Source organism: Leclercia adecarboxylata, from assembly GCF_023639785.1.
Classification (GTDB): domain Bacteria; phylum Pseudomonadota; class Gammaproteobacteria; order Enterobacterales; family Enterobacteriaceae; genus Enterobacter; species Enterobacter adecarboxylatus_D.
The window spans coordinates 982681-996155 of record NZ_CP098325.1; the positions used below are offsets into that span (position 1 = coordinate 982681).

The 13475-nt window shown below is 56.5% G+C and carries 15 protein-coding genes; 7 read left to right on the forward strand and 8 right to left on the reverse strand.

The features are described 5' to 3' along the window. Positions 1 to 64 precede the first annotated feature (64 nt). Together NB069_RS04580 and NB069_RS04585 are read right to left on the reverse strand one after the other, a co-directional pair. Complete coding sequence (locus NB069_RS04580) at positions 65 to 949, reverse strand: nucleoside-specific channel-forming protein Tsx (protein WP_250587965.1); 885 nt, start codon at positions 947 to 949, stop codon at positions 65 to 67. Positions 950 to 1210: 261 nt separating this feature from the next. Next, positions 1211 to 1750, reverse strand: a complete 540-nt coding sequence (locus NB069_RS04585) for a DUF3251 domain-containing protein (RefSeq protein ID WP_250587966.1) — start codon at positions 1748 to 1750, stop codon at positions 1211 to 1213. Between the two features lie 153 nt (positions 1751 to 1903). Between NB069_RS04585 and nrdR the strand changes: the two genes are divergently transcribed. From nrdR to thiL, 5 genes are all read left to right on the forward strand, one after another. Beyond that, on the forward strand, positions 1904 to 2353 hold the full coding sequence (gene nrdR, locus NB069_RS04590; protein WP_250587967.1) for a transcriptional regulator NrdR: 450 nt from the start codon (positions 1904 to 1906) through the stop codon (positions 2351 to 2353). A 4-nt stretch (positions 2354 to 2357) separates the two neighbouring features. Continuing rightward, positions 2358 to 3461 (forward strand): bifunctional diaminohydroxyphosphoribosylaminopyrimidine deaminase/5-amino-6-(5-phosphoribosylamino)uracil reductase RibD, encoded by a 1104-nt coding sequence (gene ribD, locus NB069_RS04595; protein ID WP_250587968.1) that lies wholly within the window; start codon positions 2358 to 2360, stop codon positions 3459 to 3461. A gap of 90 nt (positions 3462 to 3551) precedes the next feature. Continuing rightward, positions 3552 to 4022: a 6,7-dimethyl-8-ribityllumazine synthase gene (gene ribH / locus NB069_RS04600; protein ID WP_039032362.1), complete on the forward strand. Its 471-nt coding sequence runs from the start codon at positions 3552 to 3554 to the stop codon at positions 4020 to 4022. Between the two features lie 20 nt (positions 4023 to 4042). Further along, positions 4043 to 4462: a transcription antitermination factor NusB gene (gene nusB, locus NB069_RS04605; protein WP_032616814.1), complete on the forward strand. Its 420-nt coding sequence runs from the start codon at positions 4043 to 4045 to the stop codon at positions 4460 to 4462. A 79-nt stretch (positions 4463 to 4541) separates the two neighbouring features. Then, on the forward strand, positions 4542 to 5513 hold the full coding sequence (thiL, locus tag NB069_RS04610) for a thiamine-phosphate kinase (protein ID WP_250587969.1): 972 nt from the start codon (positions 4542 to 4544) through the stop codon (positions 5511 to 5513). Positions 5514 to 5577: 64 nt separating this feature from the next. Here thiL and NB069_RS04615 read toward each other — a convergent pair whose 3' ends face one another. From NB069_RS04615 to xseB, 4 genes are all read right to left on the reverse strand, one after another. Then, the gene (locus NB069_RS04615) at positions 5578 to 6552 is read right to left on the reverse strand and encodes an aldo/keto reductase (RefSeq protein ID WP_250587970.1); all 975 of its coding nucleotides are present in this window, start codon (positions 6550 to 6552) and stop codon (positions 5578 to 5580) included. A gap of 65 nt (positions 6553 to 6617) precedes the next feature. Continuing rightward, positions 6618 to 8480, reverse strand: coding sequence for a 1-deoxy-D-xylulose-5-phosphate synthase (dxs, locus tag NB069_RS04620; RefSeq protein WP_250587971.1), 1863 nt, complete (start codon positions 8478 to 8480; stop codon positions 6618 to 6620). Positions 8481 to 8504: 24 nt separating this feature from the next. Further along, positions 8505 to 9404 carry a (2E,6E)-farnesyl diphosphate synthase gene (ispA, locus tag NB069_RS04625; protein WP_250587972.1) on the reverse strand — a complete coding sequence of 300 codons (900 nt, stop codon included), beginning with the start codon at positions 9402 to 9404 and terminating at the stop codon, positions 8505 to 8507. After that, positions 9405 to 9647, reverse strand: coding sequence for an exodeoxyribonuclease VII small subunit (gene xseB, locus NB069_RS04630; RefSeq protein WP_032616819.1), 243 nt, complete (start codon positions 9645 to 9647; stop codon positions 9405 to 9407). Between the two features lie 188 nt (positions 9648 to 9835). On the opposite strand from xseB, the gene thiI reads away from it, so the two are divergent. Next, positions 9836 to 11284, forward strand: coding sequence for a tRNA uracil 4-sulfurtransferase ThiI (thiI, locus tag NB069_RS04635; RefSeq protein WP_250587973.1), 1449 nt, complete (start codon positions 9836 to 9838; stop codon positions 11282 to 11284). An 83-nt stretch (positions 11285 to 11367) separates the two neighbouring features. Here the strand turns inward: thiI and yajL are convergent, their stop codons facing one another. After that, complete coding sequence (gene yajL, locus NB069_RS04640) at positions 11368 to 11961, reverse strand: protein deglycase YajL (protein ID WP_250587974.1); 594 nt, start codon at positions 11959 to 11961, stop codon at positions 11368 to 11370. Then, a complete protein-coding gene (gene panE, locus NB069_RS04645; protein ID WP_250587975.1) occupies positions 11924 to 12835 on the reverse strand; it encodes a 2-dehydropantoate 2-reductase in 912 nt (303 codons plus the stop codon). Before panE ends, yajL begins: the two co-directional genes overlap by 38 nt. Before the next feature lie 129 nt (positions 12836 to 12964). Here panE and NB069_RS04650 point away from each other — a divergent pair, with 129 nt between their 5' ends. After that, positions 12965 to 13456, forward strand: a complete 492-nt coding sequence (locus NB069_RS04650; protein ID WP_250587976.1) for a YajQ family cyclic di-GMP-binding protein — start codon at positions 12965 to 12967, stop codon at positions 13454 to 13456. The last annotated feature ends 19 nt before the right edge of the window (positions 13457 to 13475 follow it).

Consider the following 13475-nt stretch of genomic DNA (forward strand, 5'->3'; position numbering starts at 1 on the left):
ACCCGGCCTACATTCGGATCGTAGGCCCGGTAAGCGTAGTGCCACCGGGCAAAATCCGCACTGATTAGAAGTTGTAACCCACAACCAGGTAACCACCCCAGCCGGTAGAACGCACGCTGAAGTCACCGTCGCCGAAGTTCAGGCTTGCGTCGTCGTTCCACTGACCACCGTTGTGCCAGTAACGGGCAACAACTGAGTAGTGCCAGTGATCGTAGTTCAGCGCCAGGATGTGGCTGGAAGCGATAGAGTCATTGGTACGCGCTTTCTTACCGTTCAGGTCACGGAAGTCGTTGTCGCCCAGGTCTGAGCCCCAGTCAAAGTTGGTGAAGCCGATGTAGCTCAGGTTGCCGCCCCACAGCTGGGTGATTGGCACAAAGTATTTCACTTTGAAACGGTAACCATCCCACTCGTTTTCGTTCGCTGCGCCATAGTTCTGCCACTGGTATTTAGCATACACGTTCATGGACAGGCTCATCGGCAGACCGGTGTCGATGTCGGTACCCAGACCCATATACCAGGTGCTCTGACGACCGGACTTGTTGCGGCCCATGTCGTAGATGTAGTTATTCGCGAAGTACCACTCTTTAAACGGACCGAACGCCAGGCTGGTGCCGGTCAGCTTGTCGATAGAGAAGCGCGGTTCGATCTCCATGAACAGCGGGGAACCGTGGTTCCAGATACCTTTTGCGTTGGTATTACCACCGAAGAAGACCGGGGCATCCATATAGCCGTAGAAATCAAACCAGTCTTTCTTGGCAAACGCTTCGTATTCCAGGTAGGTATCGTTACGGATCTGTGGTCCGAAACGGGTGTGGTAGCTGCCAACGACGTTAACGCTCTGGTGCCACCAGTCGGAAACGTACTCTGGTTTGTCGTTTTCTGCTGCCTGTACGGCGAAAGTAGAAGAGAGGGCCAGCGCTGCACCGGCTGCCAGTAATGTTTTTTTCATAATGATGCCACTGATTTGAAATCCCTTACGGGAGTGAAAAAGGCGCGAATTGCGTTTCTAAATATTTCGTGTTTCTGGGAGCCTATTATAGGAATCCTTGCTCACAAAAATATGTGTTGTTTCACAGTTCTCTCACATACGTAATCGATTGCGTTCACGTTTGCGTATTTTTGACGAAGCGGATTGTAATGGCAAACATATTTGTTGCCAATGTTTACACTTCAGATAAGCGCGGAACGCGAAACACGTTCCGCAGGGGGATTATTGCGCGACGGGCTGAATATCGTGAATGCGGATAAAGCCGAGCTGGTCAGGTGTCATGCCGTTCAGCTGTAGCGGAATGTCGACATCGCTGGGTGCCAGCACGCTGGCCGGAGCATTAATGAGCTGGGTCTGCACGTTCAGCTCCTGGAAGCTGTCGGTGGTGCCCTGAATCTGACCCCACTCCACGGTGGCGCTGAACGCCGGCAGCGGGTCGTTGGATTCTCCCTGAATGCGCAGCGTGGCCCGGGTGCCGTCGGCATTTGGCGCAACGTTGACCATCGACATTTTCAGCGTACCAATCTGGCTGTTCAGTCGGGCCGGGGTATTCGAGCCAGGAAGCAGATAAACGCCGCTGGTTGATTTGGCATTCAGCGCGTTCTGCTGGGTGATTTTGACGGTTTCCTGGTTGAGCTTGTTCATGGTCGTATTCAGCGAACTGATGCTCTGTTTCATCTGGCGAACTTCGCTTTGCTGCGCGCAGGCGCTCAGGCTAAAGAGGCTTCCCACCAGCAGGATCCTCAGGTAACGTCTTGTCATGGCGATTATTTCCCTGAAATAACGGATTCTGCTAAGGGTAGTCAACGGAGCAGGCCTGCGTATAGATCCTTTATCTCAAAAACGCTCCTTCTTTGTTGTGGGGCCAGTTCGGGGTAAAATAGAGTTCAGTCAACCCGATAGTCAGGACACCGTATGCATTGCCCATTCTGTCTCGCCGTGGATACCAAAGTAATCGACTCCCGACTCGTGGGAGAGGGCTCGTCCGTACGCCGCCGTCGGCAGTGCCTGGTGTGTAACGAACGTTTTACGACCTTTGAAGTGGCAGAGCTGGTGATGCCGCGCGTGGTGAAAAGTAACGACGTTCGCGAACCGTTCAACGAAGATAAACTGCGTAGCGGGATGCTCAAGGCACTGGAAAAACGGCCGGTGAGCGCAGATGACGTTGAAATGGCGCTCAACCACATCAAAACCCAGCTCCGCGCCACCGGGGAACGTGAAGTGCCAAGCAAAATGATTGGCAACCTGGTGATGGAGCAGCTTAAAAAGCTCGATAAAGTTGCCTATATCCGCTTTGCCTCGGTGTACCGCAGTTTCGAAGATATCAAAGAGTTCGGCGAAGAGATCGCCCGCCTACAGGATTAAGCCCATGCAGGATGAGATTTACATGGCGCGAGCGCTGAAGCTGGCGCAACGCGGGCGGTTTACCACCCATCCCAATCCGAATGTCGGCTGCGTTATCGTGAAAGATGGCGAGATCGTCGGGGAAGGGTTTCACTATCGCGCCGGCGAGCCGCATGCCGAAGTGCATGCCCTGCGCATGGCAGGGGAGAAGGCGCGGGGCGCAACCGCCTACGTCACGCTGGAGCCCTGCAGCCATCATGGCCGCACCCCGCCATGCTGCGATGCCCTTATCGCTGCGGGCGTTTCTCGGGTCGTGGCGGCCATGCAGGATCCTAATCCTCAGGTGGCCGGCCGCGGTCTTTACCGTCTCCAGGAGGCGGGTATTGAGGTCAGCCACGGCCTGATGATGAGTGAAGCCGAACGCCTGAACAAAGGTTTCCTCAAGCGGATGCGGACCGGCTTTCCTTACGTGCAGCTGAAACTTGGCGCGTCGCTGGATGGCCGCACGGCAATGGCCAGCGGCGAAAGCCAGTGGATAACTTCGCCCCAGGCAAGGCGCGATGTGCAACGTCTGCGCGCGCAAAGCCATGCTATTCTCACCAGCAATGCTACCGTGCTGGCGGACGATCCTGCGCTGACCGTGCGCTGGGATGAGCTGAATGCTGATACCCAGGCGCTCTACCCGCAGGAGAATGTACGTCAGCCGCTGCGCATCGTGGTCGACCGGCAAAACAGCGTCACGCCTGGACACCGCATTGTGCAGCAGCAGGGTGAAACCTGGTTTGCCCGCACCCAGCAGGATGACCGCAGCTGGCCGGAAGGCGTGCGCAGCATTATGGTGCCAGAGCATAACGGGCATCTCGATTTAGTGGTGCTGATGATGTTGCTGGGCAAACAGCAGATCAACAGTATCTGGGTTGAAGCGGGCCCGACGCTTGCCGGTGCGCTAATGCAGGCCGGGCTGGTTGATGAACTGATTGTCTATCTGGCCCCTAAACTGTTAGGCAGCGACGCACGCGGCTTATGCACCTTGCCAGGGCTGGAAAAACTGGCGGATGCACCGGCATTTAGCTTCAGCGAGATACGTCCGGTTGGACCGGATGTCTGCCTCCACCTGACCACCGCGTAAGGCTTGCCTAAATAGGGAAGCAGTGCGCAAAATATTATGATAAAATCCGCCCCCCTGCGGGGCCACCAAATGAACCCGTTAAGGAAGAGTATGAACATTATTGAAGCAGCCGTTGCTACCCCGGACGCTCGCGTCGCCATCACCATTGCGCGTTTCAACAACTTCATCAACGACAGCCTGCTGGACGGCGCGATTGACGCCCTGAAACGTATCGGCCAGGTGAAAGACGAAAACATTACCGTTGTCTGGGTTCCGGGTGCTTATGAACTGCCACTGGCAGCGGGCGCACTGGCAAAAACCGGCAAGTACGATGCGGTAATCGCACTGGGTACGGTGATTCGTGGCGGTACCGCGCATTTTGAATATGTTGCGGGTGGCGCAAGCAACGGTCTGGCGCACGTGGCACAGGATGCAGAAATTCCTGTCGCGTTCGGCGTACTCACCACTGAAAGTATTGAACAAGCCATCGAACGTGCTGGCACCAAAGCCGGTAACAAAGGTGCAGAAGCTGCACTGACCGCGCTTGAAATGATCAATGTATTGAAAGCCATCAAGGCCTGATTTTTTGTAAGGGGAATTCCGTGAAACCTGCTGCTCGTCGCCGCGCCCGTGAATGTGCCGTCCAGGCACTTTACTCCTGGCAGTTGTCCCAGAACGACATCGCTGATGTTGAATACCAGTTCCTGGCGGAACAAGACGTCAAAGACGTTGACGTCGTGTACTTCCGTGAACTGCTGTCGGGAGTGGCGACTAATAGCGCGTATCTCGACGGTCTGATGAAGCCGTACCTGTCCCGTCTGCTTGAAGAGCTGGGCCAGGTTGAAAAGGCGGTGCTGCGTATCGCACTCTTTGAGCTGTCTAAACGTGATGATGTGCCGTACAAAGTGGCCATCAACGAAGCGATCGAACTGGCGAAAACCTTCGGTGCTGAAGACAGTCACAAGTTTGTGAATGGCGTGCTGGATAAAGCTGCACCTGCGATCCGTCCCCGTAAAAAGTGATCCGCAAGCCGGAGTATCGTACTGCCCATCGGGCGGTGCGGGCTCCGGTTTTTTTATTTTCTTTGCTGAGGCATAACGTATGGCATGCGGCGAATTTTCCCTGATTGCCCGTTATTTTGACCGAGTCAGAAGCTCGCGCCGCGATGTTGAAACGGGCATCGGCGACGACTGTGCACTTCTCAATATTCCCGAAAAACAGACGCTGGCAATCAGCACCGACACGTTAGTGTGCGGTAGCCATTTTCTGCCGGATATCGATCCTGCCGATCTGGCCTATAAAGCGCTGGCGGTGAACGTAAGCGATCTGGCGGCGATGGGCGCCGATCCGGCGTGGTTAACGCTGGCGCTGACCCTGCCGAAGGTCGATGAAAGCTGGCTTGAAGCCTTCAGCGACGCGCTGTTTGAACAGCTCAACTACTACGATATGCAGCTGATCGGGGGTGATACCACCGCCGGGCCGCTGTCCATGACGCTCGCGATCCACGGTTACGTGCCGGCAGGGCGCGCGCTGAAACGTTCTGGCGCGAAGCCGGGCGACTGGATTTACGTTACCGGTACGCCGGGCGATAGCGCGGCAGGGCTGGCCATTTTGCAGAAGCGATTTGTGGTGGAAAACGACGATGACGCGGCCTATTTCCTGCAACGTCATCTCCGCCCGACGCCGCGTATTTTGCAGGGGCAGGCGCTGCGCGATCGCGCCAGTGCCGCCATCGATCTGTCGGATGGCCTGATCTCCGATCTTGGGCATATCCTCAAGGCCAGCGGCGTTGGCGCGCGGATCGATCTGAACGAATTCCCGCTCTCTGAGGCGATGCAAAGGCATGTGGATCCCCAGCAGGCCTTACGCTGGGCGCTCTCCGGCGGCGAAGATTATGAGCTGTGCTTTACCGTTCCTGAGCTGAATCGCGGAACCCTGGATGTGGCGCTGGCTAATCTGGGAGCGCGGTACACCTGCATCGGACAGATCATGCCGGAGAGCGAAGGGCTGCAGTTTGTGCAGGACGGCGAGCCGGTGACGTTCGACTGGAAAGGGTACGACCACTTCGCGTAACGTTGTGCGGCTTGTATTGCCGGGTGGCGCAGCGCTTACCCGGCCTACAAATGCGCGTTCACATCTATTTAAAACCCACCACCGGATGCTCTTTGTACGGCGTCTCGAGCTCGGCAATTTGCTCCGGCGTCAGGGTGATATCCACGGCGTTGATCAGTTCGTCCAGCTGCTCTTCGCGCGAGGCACCGATAATCGGTGCGGCAACCCCCCGCTTGCTCAGCACCCACGCCAGCGCCACCTGGGCGCGTGTCACCCCGAGATCTTCAGCCACCCCCGTCAGGCGCTCGGCGATTTGCGCGTTGTTGGCTTCGGTTTCGTCATACAGCGTTTTGCCAAACTCATCGGACACCGAACGGGCCGTAGTTTCGCCCCATGGACGTGTTAAGCGCCCGCGCGCCAGCGGACTCCAGGGAATCACCGCTACGCCGTGCTGGTAGCACAGGGGCAGCATCTCGCGCTCTTCTTCGCGATAGATCAGATTGTAATGATCCTGCATGGTGACAAACGGCGCCCAGCCGTGTTGTTCCTGCAGCGCCAGCGCTTCGGCAAACTGGGCGGCATGCATCGACGAGGCACCGATATAGCGCGCTTTGCCTGCTCTCACCACGTCATTCAGCGCTTCGAGAGTCTCTTCAATAGGGGTGTTGTAATCCCAGCGGTGGATCTGCAGCAGATCGACATAATCCATATTCAGGCGACGCAGGCTGTCGTCAATGGATCGCAGGATCTGCGCGCGGGAGAGCCCTTCTGAAAGATCGCCCACCTGATGGTAAACCTTGGTGGCGACCACCACCTCCTCGCGACGGGCAAATTCGCGTAGCGCCCGGCCGACGATCTCTTCGCTGCTGCCGTCGGAGTAGCTGTTGGCGGTATCAAAGAAGTTAATGCCGCCTTCAAGGGCGTGCCTGATAATCGGACGGCTGCTCTCTTCCGGCAACGTCCAGGCGTGCTTACCCCGGTCCGGTTCACCAAAGGTCATGCACCCCAGGCAAAGACGGGAAACCTTAAGATCGGTTTTTCCTAATGTATTGTATTGCATGGTTCCACTCCTGCTGATGACTTAAAACGTACCGTTAAGCATAGCAGGAGCGGAAAGGGGAGGGATTATGCCAGCCAGGCGGCGATACGCGCTTCGATACCAGCGGCATCCAGGCCGATTTCAGCGCGGGCTTCGTCCTGAGTACCCTGCGGAATAAAGTGATCTGGCAGGCCGAGATTCAGCACCGGCACGACTTTACGTTTTGCCATCAGTACCTCGTTCACACCGCTGCCTGCGCCACCCATAATCGCATTCTCTTCAAGGGTGATCAGCGCTTCATGCTCTGATGCCATCTCCAGAATCAGCGCCTCATCGAGCGGTTTCACAAAGCGCATATCTACCAGCGTCGCGTTCAGGGATTCCGCCACTTTTGCCGCTTCCGGCATCAGCGTTCCGAAGTTGAGGATCGCCAGCTTTTCGCCGCGACGTTTGACCACGCCTTTACCAATCGGCAGTTTCGCCAGCGGCTCGAGGGTGACGCCCACGGCGTTACCGCGCGGATAACGTACGGCGGTCGGGCCATCCTGATAGTGGTAACCGGTGAACAGCATCTGGCGACATTCGTTTTCGTCGCTCGGGGTCATAACCACCATATCCGGGATACAGCGCAGATAAGAGAGATCGAACGCCCCCTGGTGCGTCTGGCCGTCGGCGCCGACAATGCCCGCACGGTCAATCGCGAACAGCACCGGTAATTTCTGGATCGCGACGTCGTGGATCACCTGATCGTAGGCGCGTTGCAGGAAGGTGGAGTAGATCGCCACCACCGGCTTGTAACCGCCAATCGCCAGGCCCGCGGCAAAGGTCACCGCATGCTGTTCGGCAATAGCGACGTCAAAATACTGGGTCGGGTATTTTCTGGAAAACTCCACCATGCCGGAGCCTTCGCGCATCGCCGGGGTCACGGCCATCAGCTTGCTGTCTTTGGCGGCGGTTTCACACAGCCAGTCGCCAAAGATTTTTGAATAGCTCGGCATTCCGCCGCTGCTTTTTGGCAGACAACCGCTGGTGGGATCGAATTTCGGTACCGCGTGGAAGGTGATCGGATCTTTTTCTGCCGGTTCGTAGCCCCGGCCTTTTTTGGTCATGATGTGCAGGAACTGCGGGCCTTTCAGGTCGCGCATGTTTTTCAGCGTGCTGACCAGGCCCAGAACGTCGTGACCATCTACCGGTCCAATATAGTTAAAGCCCAACTCCTCAAACAGCGTGCCAGGCACCACCATGCCTTTAATGTGCTCTTCGGTGCGACGCAGCAGCTCTTTGATTGGCGGCACGCCGGAAAGGACTTTTTTGCCGCCCTCACGCAGGGTGGAGTACAGCTTGCCGGAGAGCAGATTTGCCAGGTGGTTGTTCAGCGCTCCGACGTTTTCGGAAATCGACATCTCGTTGTCATTGAGGACCACCAGCATATCCGGTTTGATATCGCCCGCGTGGTTCATTGCCTCAAAGGCCATCCCGGCGGTGATCGCCCCATCGCCAATCACGCAGACGGTGCGGCGCTGTTTGCCCTCTTTGGCCGCTGCGACGGCTACCCCGATCCCGGCAGAAATGGAGGTGGAGGAGTGCCCGACGCTCAGCACGTCGTACTCGCTTTCACCCCGCCACGGAAACGGATGCAGGCCATCTTTCTGGCGAATGGTGCCGATTTTATCGCGACGGCCGGTGAGAATTTTGTGCGGATAAGCCTGATGGCCCACGTCCCAGATCAGCTGGTCGAACGGCGTGTTGTAGACGTAATGCAGCGCCACGGTGAGTTCCACCGTGCCAAGCCCGGAGGCGAAATGGCCGCTGGAGCGGCTTACGCTGTCGAGCAGATAGCGACGCAGCTCGTCGCACAGCTTCGGCAGGCTCTCTTTCGGCAACAGACGTAACTCCTGGGTGGAGTCAACCAACGCCAGTGTCGGGTATTTGGCAATATCAAAACTCATCAGAGACTCATCGTGGTGTTTTCGTTATTTATCACGCTGGATTATATAGTCCGCTAGCGCTTCCAGTGCCGAGGTGTCCAGTGACTGTGCGGCCAGTAGTTCAAGCGACTGGCGGGCTTCAGCAATCAGGTCCCGGGCTTTTTGTTGGGCTTGCTCAAGGCCCAGAAGGGCGGGATAGGTACTTTTGCCAAGCTGCTGATCGGCACCCTGACGTTTACCCAATGTAGCAGTATCGCCCACGACATCCAGAATGTCATCCTGAACCTGGAACGCTAAACCGATACTTTCGGCATAGCGATCCAGAACGGGCAGAGCTTCACGTCCTCGCTCACCCGCGCTCAGCGCGCCCAGACGAACGGCTGCGCGAATCAGCGCCCCGGTCTTGTGACGGTGAATACGCTCCAGCTGTTCCAGATTAACCTGACGGCCTTCCGCCTCAAGATCCAGCGCCTGACCGCCGCACATGCCTGCGACGCCGCTGGCCATTGCCAGCTCTGAAACCATCGCCAGACGATCGCGATCCGCCACTTCAACCATGGGGGCATCGCTCAGAATCGAAAACGCCAGCGTTTGCAGGGCGTCGCCAGCCAGAATAGCGTTAGCCTCACCAAACTTAATATGGCAGGTCGGCTGGCCGCGGCGCAGGTCGTCGTCGTCCATGGCCGGCAGATCGTCGTGGATCAGCGAATAGGCATGGATACACTCCACCGCAGCGGCCGGGGCATCCAGCGTATCGGCGCTGATACCGAACATCCCGCCGGTGGCATACACCAGAAAAGGACGCAGGCGTTTACCGCCTAACAGTGCGCCATAGTGCATGGCCTCAACCAGTGGAGTGTTCTGAAAAGGCTGCGGTTCTATAAAACGGCGCAGTGCATCGTTAGCACGCTCGACGCACGCCTGAAGCTGGTTCGAAAAATCCATTTACTCGGCATCCGGGGTGAAGGGAGTTGTGGCAGCGTCTTCGTTATCGGAGAGCAGGATCTGCACGCGCTGTTCCGCCTGTTGCAGCTTAACCTGGCCCTGGCGCGCCAGCTGCACGCCGCGTTCGAATTCATTAAGCGCCTCTTCTAACGGCAGGTCGCCGCTTTCCAGACGGGTAACGATTTGCTCCAGTTCACTCAGCGCAGTTTCGAAACTGGCCGGTGCATCGTTTTTCTTCGGCATAGTGAATGTCTGACTCTCAGTTTTTATCCCTGACATGGTATCGGACTCAGGGTAATTATCAAATAACGCGCAATGTGCACAGGAGGCGCGCGATGGTGGTATACTTGCGCGCCTGGATGCAGCCGCGGATGTGGGCTGCTTACTTTTCCATTACAAGCTTAAATGCTTGCCAACGAAACATTGCCGCCATGAAGTTTATCATTAAATTGTTCCCTGAAATCACCATCAAAAGCCAATCTGTGCGTTTGCGCTTTATTAAAATTTTAACCGGGAACATTCGTAACGTTCTGAAGCACTACGACGAGACTCTTGCCGTCGTGCGTCACTGGGATCACGTTGAAGTCCGCGCTAAAGATGAAAACAAGCGTCAGGATATTCGTGATGCATTAACCCGAATCCCGGGGATCCACCATATTCTGGAAGTGGAAGATGTTCCGTTCACTTCCCTGCACGACATTTTTGAACAGGCCCTGGCGCAGTATCGCGAGCAGATCGAGGGTAAAACCTTCTGCGTGCGCGCCAAGCGTCGCGGTAAGCATGAGTTTAGCTCTATTGAAGTAGAACGCTACGTCGGCGGCGGTCTGAACCAGCACGTTGAGTCTGCGCGCGTGCGTCTGACCAACCCGGACGTGACCGTTCACCTGGAAATCGAAAACGATCGTCTGCTGCTGGTTAAAGGCCGCTACGAAGGGATCGGCGGTTTCCCGATTGGCACCCAGGAAGATGTCCTGTCGCTCATTTCCGGCGGCTTTGACTCAGGCGTTTCCAGCTATATGCTGATGCGTCGCGGCTGCCGCGTGCACTACTGCTTCTTTAACCTCGGCGGCGCCGCCCATGAAATTGGCGTGCGTCAGGTTGCGCATTACCTGTGGAACCGCTTCGGCAGCTCCCACCGCGTACGTTTTGTTGCCATTAATTTCGAACCGGTGGTCGGTGAAATCCTCGAAAAAGTGGACGACGGACAGATGGGCGTGGTGCTGAAGCGCATGATGGTGCGTGCGGCTTCGAAAGTAGCTGAGCGTTATGGCGTGCAGGCGCTGGTGACTGGCGAAGCGCTGGGCCAGGTGTCCAGCCAGACCCTGACCAACCTGCGTCTTATCGACAACGTTTCCGACACGCTGATCCTGCGTCCGCTGATCTCTCACGATAAAGAGCACATCATCGACCTCGCGCGTGAAATTGGCACTGAAGACTTTGCCCGTACCATGCCGGAATACTGCGGCGTGATTTCGAAGAGCCCGACGGTTAAAGCGGTGAAAGCGAAGATCGAAGCGGAAGAGGAGAATTTCGATTTCACCATTCTGGATAAAGTGGTGGAGGAAGCCTCGAACATCGATATCCGCGAAATCGCCCAACAGACCGAGCAGGAAGTCGTCGAAGTGGAGACCGTCAACGGTTTCGGCCCGAATGATGTGCTGCTGGATATCCGCTCCGTCGATGAACAGGATGCGAAGCCGTTTGAGCCTGAAGGTGTGGAAGTGGCCTCGCTGCCGTTCTACAAGCTGAGCACCAAATTTGGCGATCTCGACAAGAACAAAACCTATCTGCTGTGGTGTGAGCGCGGGGTGATGAGCCGTCTGCAGGCGCTCTATCTGCGTGAGCAGGGCTTTACTAATGTGAAGGTGTATCGCCCGTAGTGGTTGCGCCGGGTGGCGGCTTCGCCTTACCCGGCCTGCCTGAACCTTGCAGGCCCGACAAGCGTAGCGCCGCCGGGCATTACCTACGCGTCGTAATAGTTATAAATCCCCGCCGCCATCACCAGGGACGACGCGACTTCATAAGCTTTTTCGCGGCCAACCAGCAGCTCAATCATCTTTAGCGCAAAATCAATCGACGTGCCCGGCCCCTGGCTGGTTAACAGGTTCACGCGCGGATCCCAGACCATACGTTTGTCCACCCACTGCTCTTCGGGAATTTTATCTTTCAGCGTCGGGAAGCCGGTCATGTTGCCGATGGGGAAAATGTTGTGCGGAACGAGCACCGTGGCCGCTGCCGCGCAGATGGCCGCCACGATGCGCCCGGAATGGTGGAACTGTCTGACCGTCTCGACCAGCAGCGGACTGTCGCGGAAACACTCCGCGCCCTTAATGCCGCCGGGCAGGACGATAACGTCGTAATCGCCGTCGGCGACTTCAACCAGCGGCGCATCTGCCACGATCTTCACCCCACGCGAGCAGGTGATAACCAGGTTGCCATCGCTGGCGACGCTTGCTGTTGTAACGCTAATCCCGGCGCGAACCAGCAGATCGATGGTGGTGACCGCTTCGGTCTCTTCGCTACCAGGGGCGAGGCATACCAGTGCCGACGCGCTCATACTCACTCTCCTTACGTTTAACCTGTTCATACAGACGGACATTTTCAGGCACGTTAATACCGTGCGCCCGGGCGCGTTTTAGCAGGTAGCCGGTGATGTAGTCAATTTCGGTGTGGCGCAGCGCGCGGATGTCCTGCAGCATGGAGGAGATATTGTGCGCGGTGCTCTCAATGACCTCTTCAACGTAATAGCGGATATCATCTACCGAGGTGTGAATGCCTTCCCGTTCCACCACCGCAGCGACTTCGGCGCAGAGCGTCGCCACTTCCTCAGAATGGTTTTTAAGCTCGCCATTCGGGCAGTTCAGCAGGGCGGTGAGCGGGTTTATCACGCAGTTGACCGCCAGCTTGCGCCACATCTGGGGACGAATGTTATCGTGCCAGGCAACATCCGGCAGCACCTGCTGGAAGCGATCTGCCAGATAACTGTAGTCTCCCTCCTGATCACGGGCCGGGCCGATATGGGTCATACCGCTGGCGACATGAACAATCACATTGCCATCACGGCGTGCTGCGTGGGTGGTGATTGCCATCAGCAGCGGCTGGTGAACATGTCTGAGCTCTTCGATGGTGCCCATACCGTTGTGCAGCAACATAATCGGTGAAGTGCGGGGGAGGGTGGTTGCCAGCGTCCGGACGGCATCGGAAACCTGCCAGGCTTTCAGGGTGACCAGCAGCAGATCGCTTTGGGCGAGAAAATCAGGATCGTTAGCGATGAGAGATTCGTTAAAGATACTCCCGTCTTGTTCAATCAGGTTTACACTGCAATAGGGCTGTGGCACGCGCAGCCAGCCCTGTACTTCATGCCCATGTTTGCAAAGTGCGGTAAGCCAAAGTTGTCCCAATGCTCCGCATCCGAGCACGGTAATTTTCATCGTTCCTCCTCACCTGCAACTGCGCCAGGTGTTACAGCATTTAGTATAGCGTCGACAGCTAAGCTTCTGTTGAGTTATGCCCCGTAGCGGGTATTATGCAACGCAACAAAAGTGAAGGGAGAAGAAAAGATGCCATCTTTCGATATTGTTTCTGAAGTTGATATCCAGGAAGTACGTAACGGCGTGGATAACGCCAGCCGCGAGGTTGAGTCTCGCTTCGATTTTCGTGGCGTTGAGGCTTCATTTGAGCTGAATGACGCAAATAAGACCATTAAGGTGCTCAGCGAGTCGGATTTCCAGGTAAATCAGCTGCTGGATATCCTTCGCGCCAAGCTGCTGAAACGTGGCATTGAAGGCACCTCTCTTGATGTGCCGGAAGACTTTGTCCACAGCGGGAAAACCTGGTTTGTTGAAGCCAAACTGAAGCAGGGCATTGAGAGCGCGACGCAGAAGAAAATCGTTAAGCTCATCAAAGACAGTAAGCTGAAGGTCCAGGCGCAGATTCAGGGCGAAGAGATTCGTGTTACCGGAAAATCACGCGACGATTTGCAGGGCGTGATGGCGCTGGTGCGCGGCGGCGATCTCGGCCAGCCGTTCCAGTTCAAGAACTTCCGCGATTAAGAAAATGCCCGGCAGAGCC

What these genes read in the sequence shown, in the direction of transcription:
- NB069_RS04580 (WP_250587965.1), bottom strand. Translation starts at nt 949, where the DNA reads ATGAAAAAAACATTACTGGCAGCCGGTGCAGCGCTGGCCCTCTCTTCT.
- NB069_RS04585 (WP_250587966.1), bottom strand. Translation starts at nt 1,750, where the DNA reads ATGACAAGACGTTACCTGAGGATCCTGCTGGTGGGAAGCCTCTTTAGC.
- nrdR (WP_250587967.1), top strand. Translation starts at nt 1,904, where the DNA reads ATGCATTGCCCATTCTGTCTCGCCGTGGATACCAAAGTAATCGACTCC.
- ribD (WP_250587968.1), top strand. Translation starts at nt 2,358, where the DNA reads ATGCAGGATGAGATTTACATGGCGCGAGCGCTGAAGCTGGCGCAACGC.
- ribH (WP_039032362.1), top strand. Translation starts at nt 3,552, where the DNA reads ATGAACATTATTGAAGCAGCCGTTGCTACCCCGGACGCTCGCGTCGCC.
- thiL (WP_250587969.1), top strand. Translation starts at nt 4,542, where the DNA reads ATGGCATGCGGCGAATTTTCCCTGATTGCCCGTTATTTTGACCGAGTC.
- NB069_RS04615 (WP_250587970.1), bottom strand. Translation starts at nt 6,552, where the DNA reads ATGCAATACAATACATTAGGAAAAACCGATCTTAAGGTTTCCCGTCTT.
- dxs (WP_250587971.1), bottom strand. Translation starts at nt 8,480, where the DNA reads ATGAGTTTTGATATTGCCAAATACCCGACACTGGCGTTGGTTGACTCC.
- ispA (WP_250587972.1), bottom strand. Translation starts at nt 9,404, where the DNA reads ATGGATTTTTCGAACCAGCTTCAGGCGTGCGTCGAGCGTGCTAACGAT.
- xseB (WP_032616819.1), bottom strand. Translation starts at nt 9,647, where the DNA reads ATGCCGAAGAAAAACGATGCACCGGCCAGTTTCGAAACTGCGCTGAGT.
- thiI (WP_250587973.1), top strand. Translation starts at nt 9,836, where the DNA reads ATGAAGTTTATCATTAAATTGTTCCCTGAAATCACCATCAAAAGCCAA.
- yajL (WP_250587974.1), bottom strand. Translation starts at nt 11,961, where the DNA reads ATGAGCGCGTCGGCACTGGTATGCCTCGCCCCTGGTAGCGAAGAGACC.
- panE (WP_250587975.1), bottom strand. Translation starts at nt 12,835, where the DNA reads ATGAAAATTACCGTGCTCGGATGCGGAGCATTGGGACAACTTTGGCTT.
- NB069_RS04650 (WP_250587976.1), top strand. Translation starts at nt 12,965, where the DNA reads ATGCCATCTTTCGATATTGTTTCTGAAGTTGATATCCAGGAAGTACGT.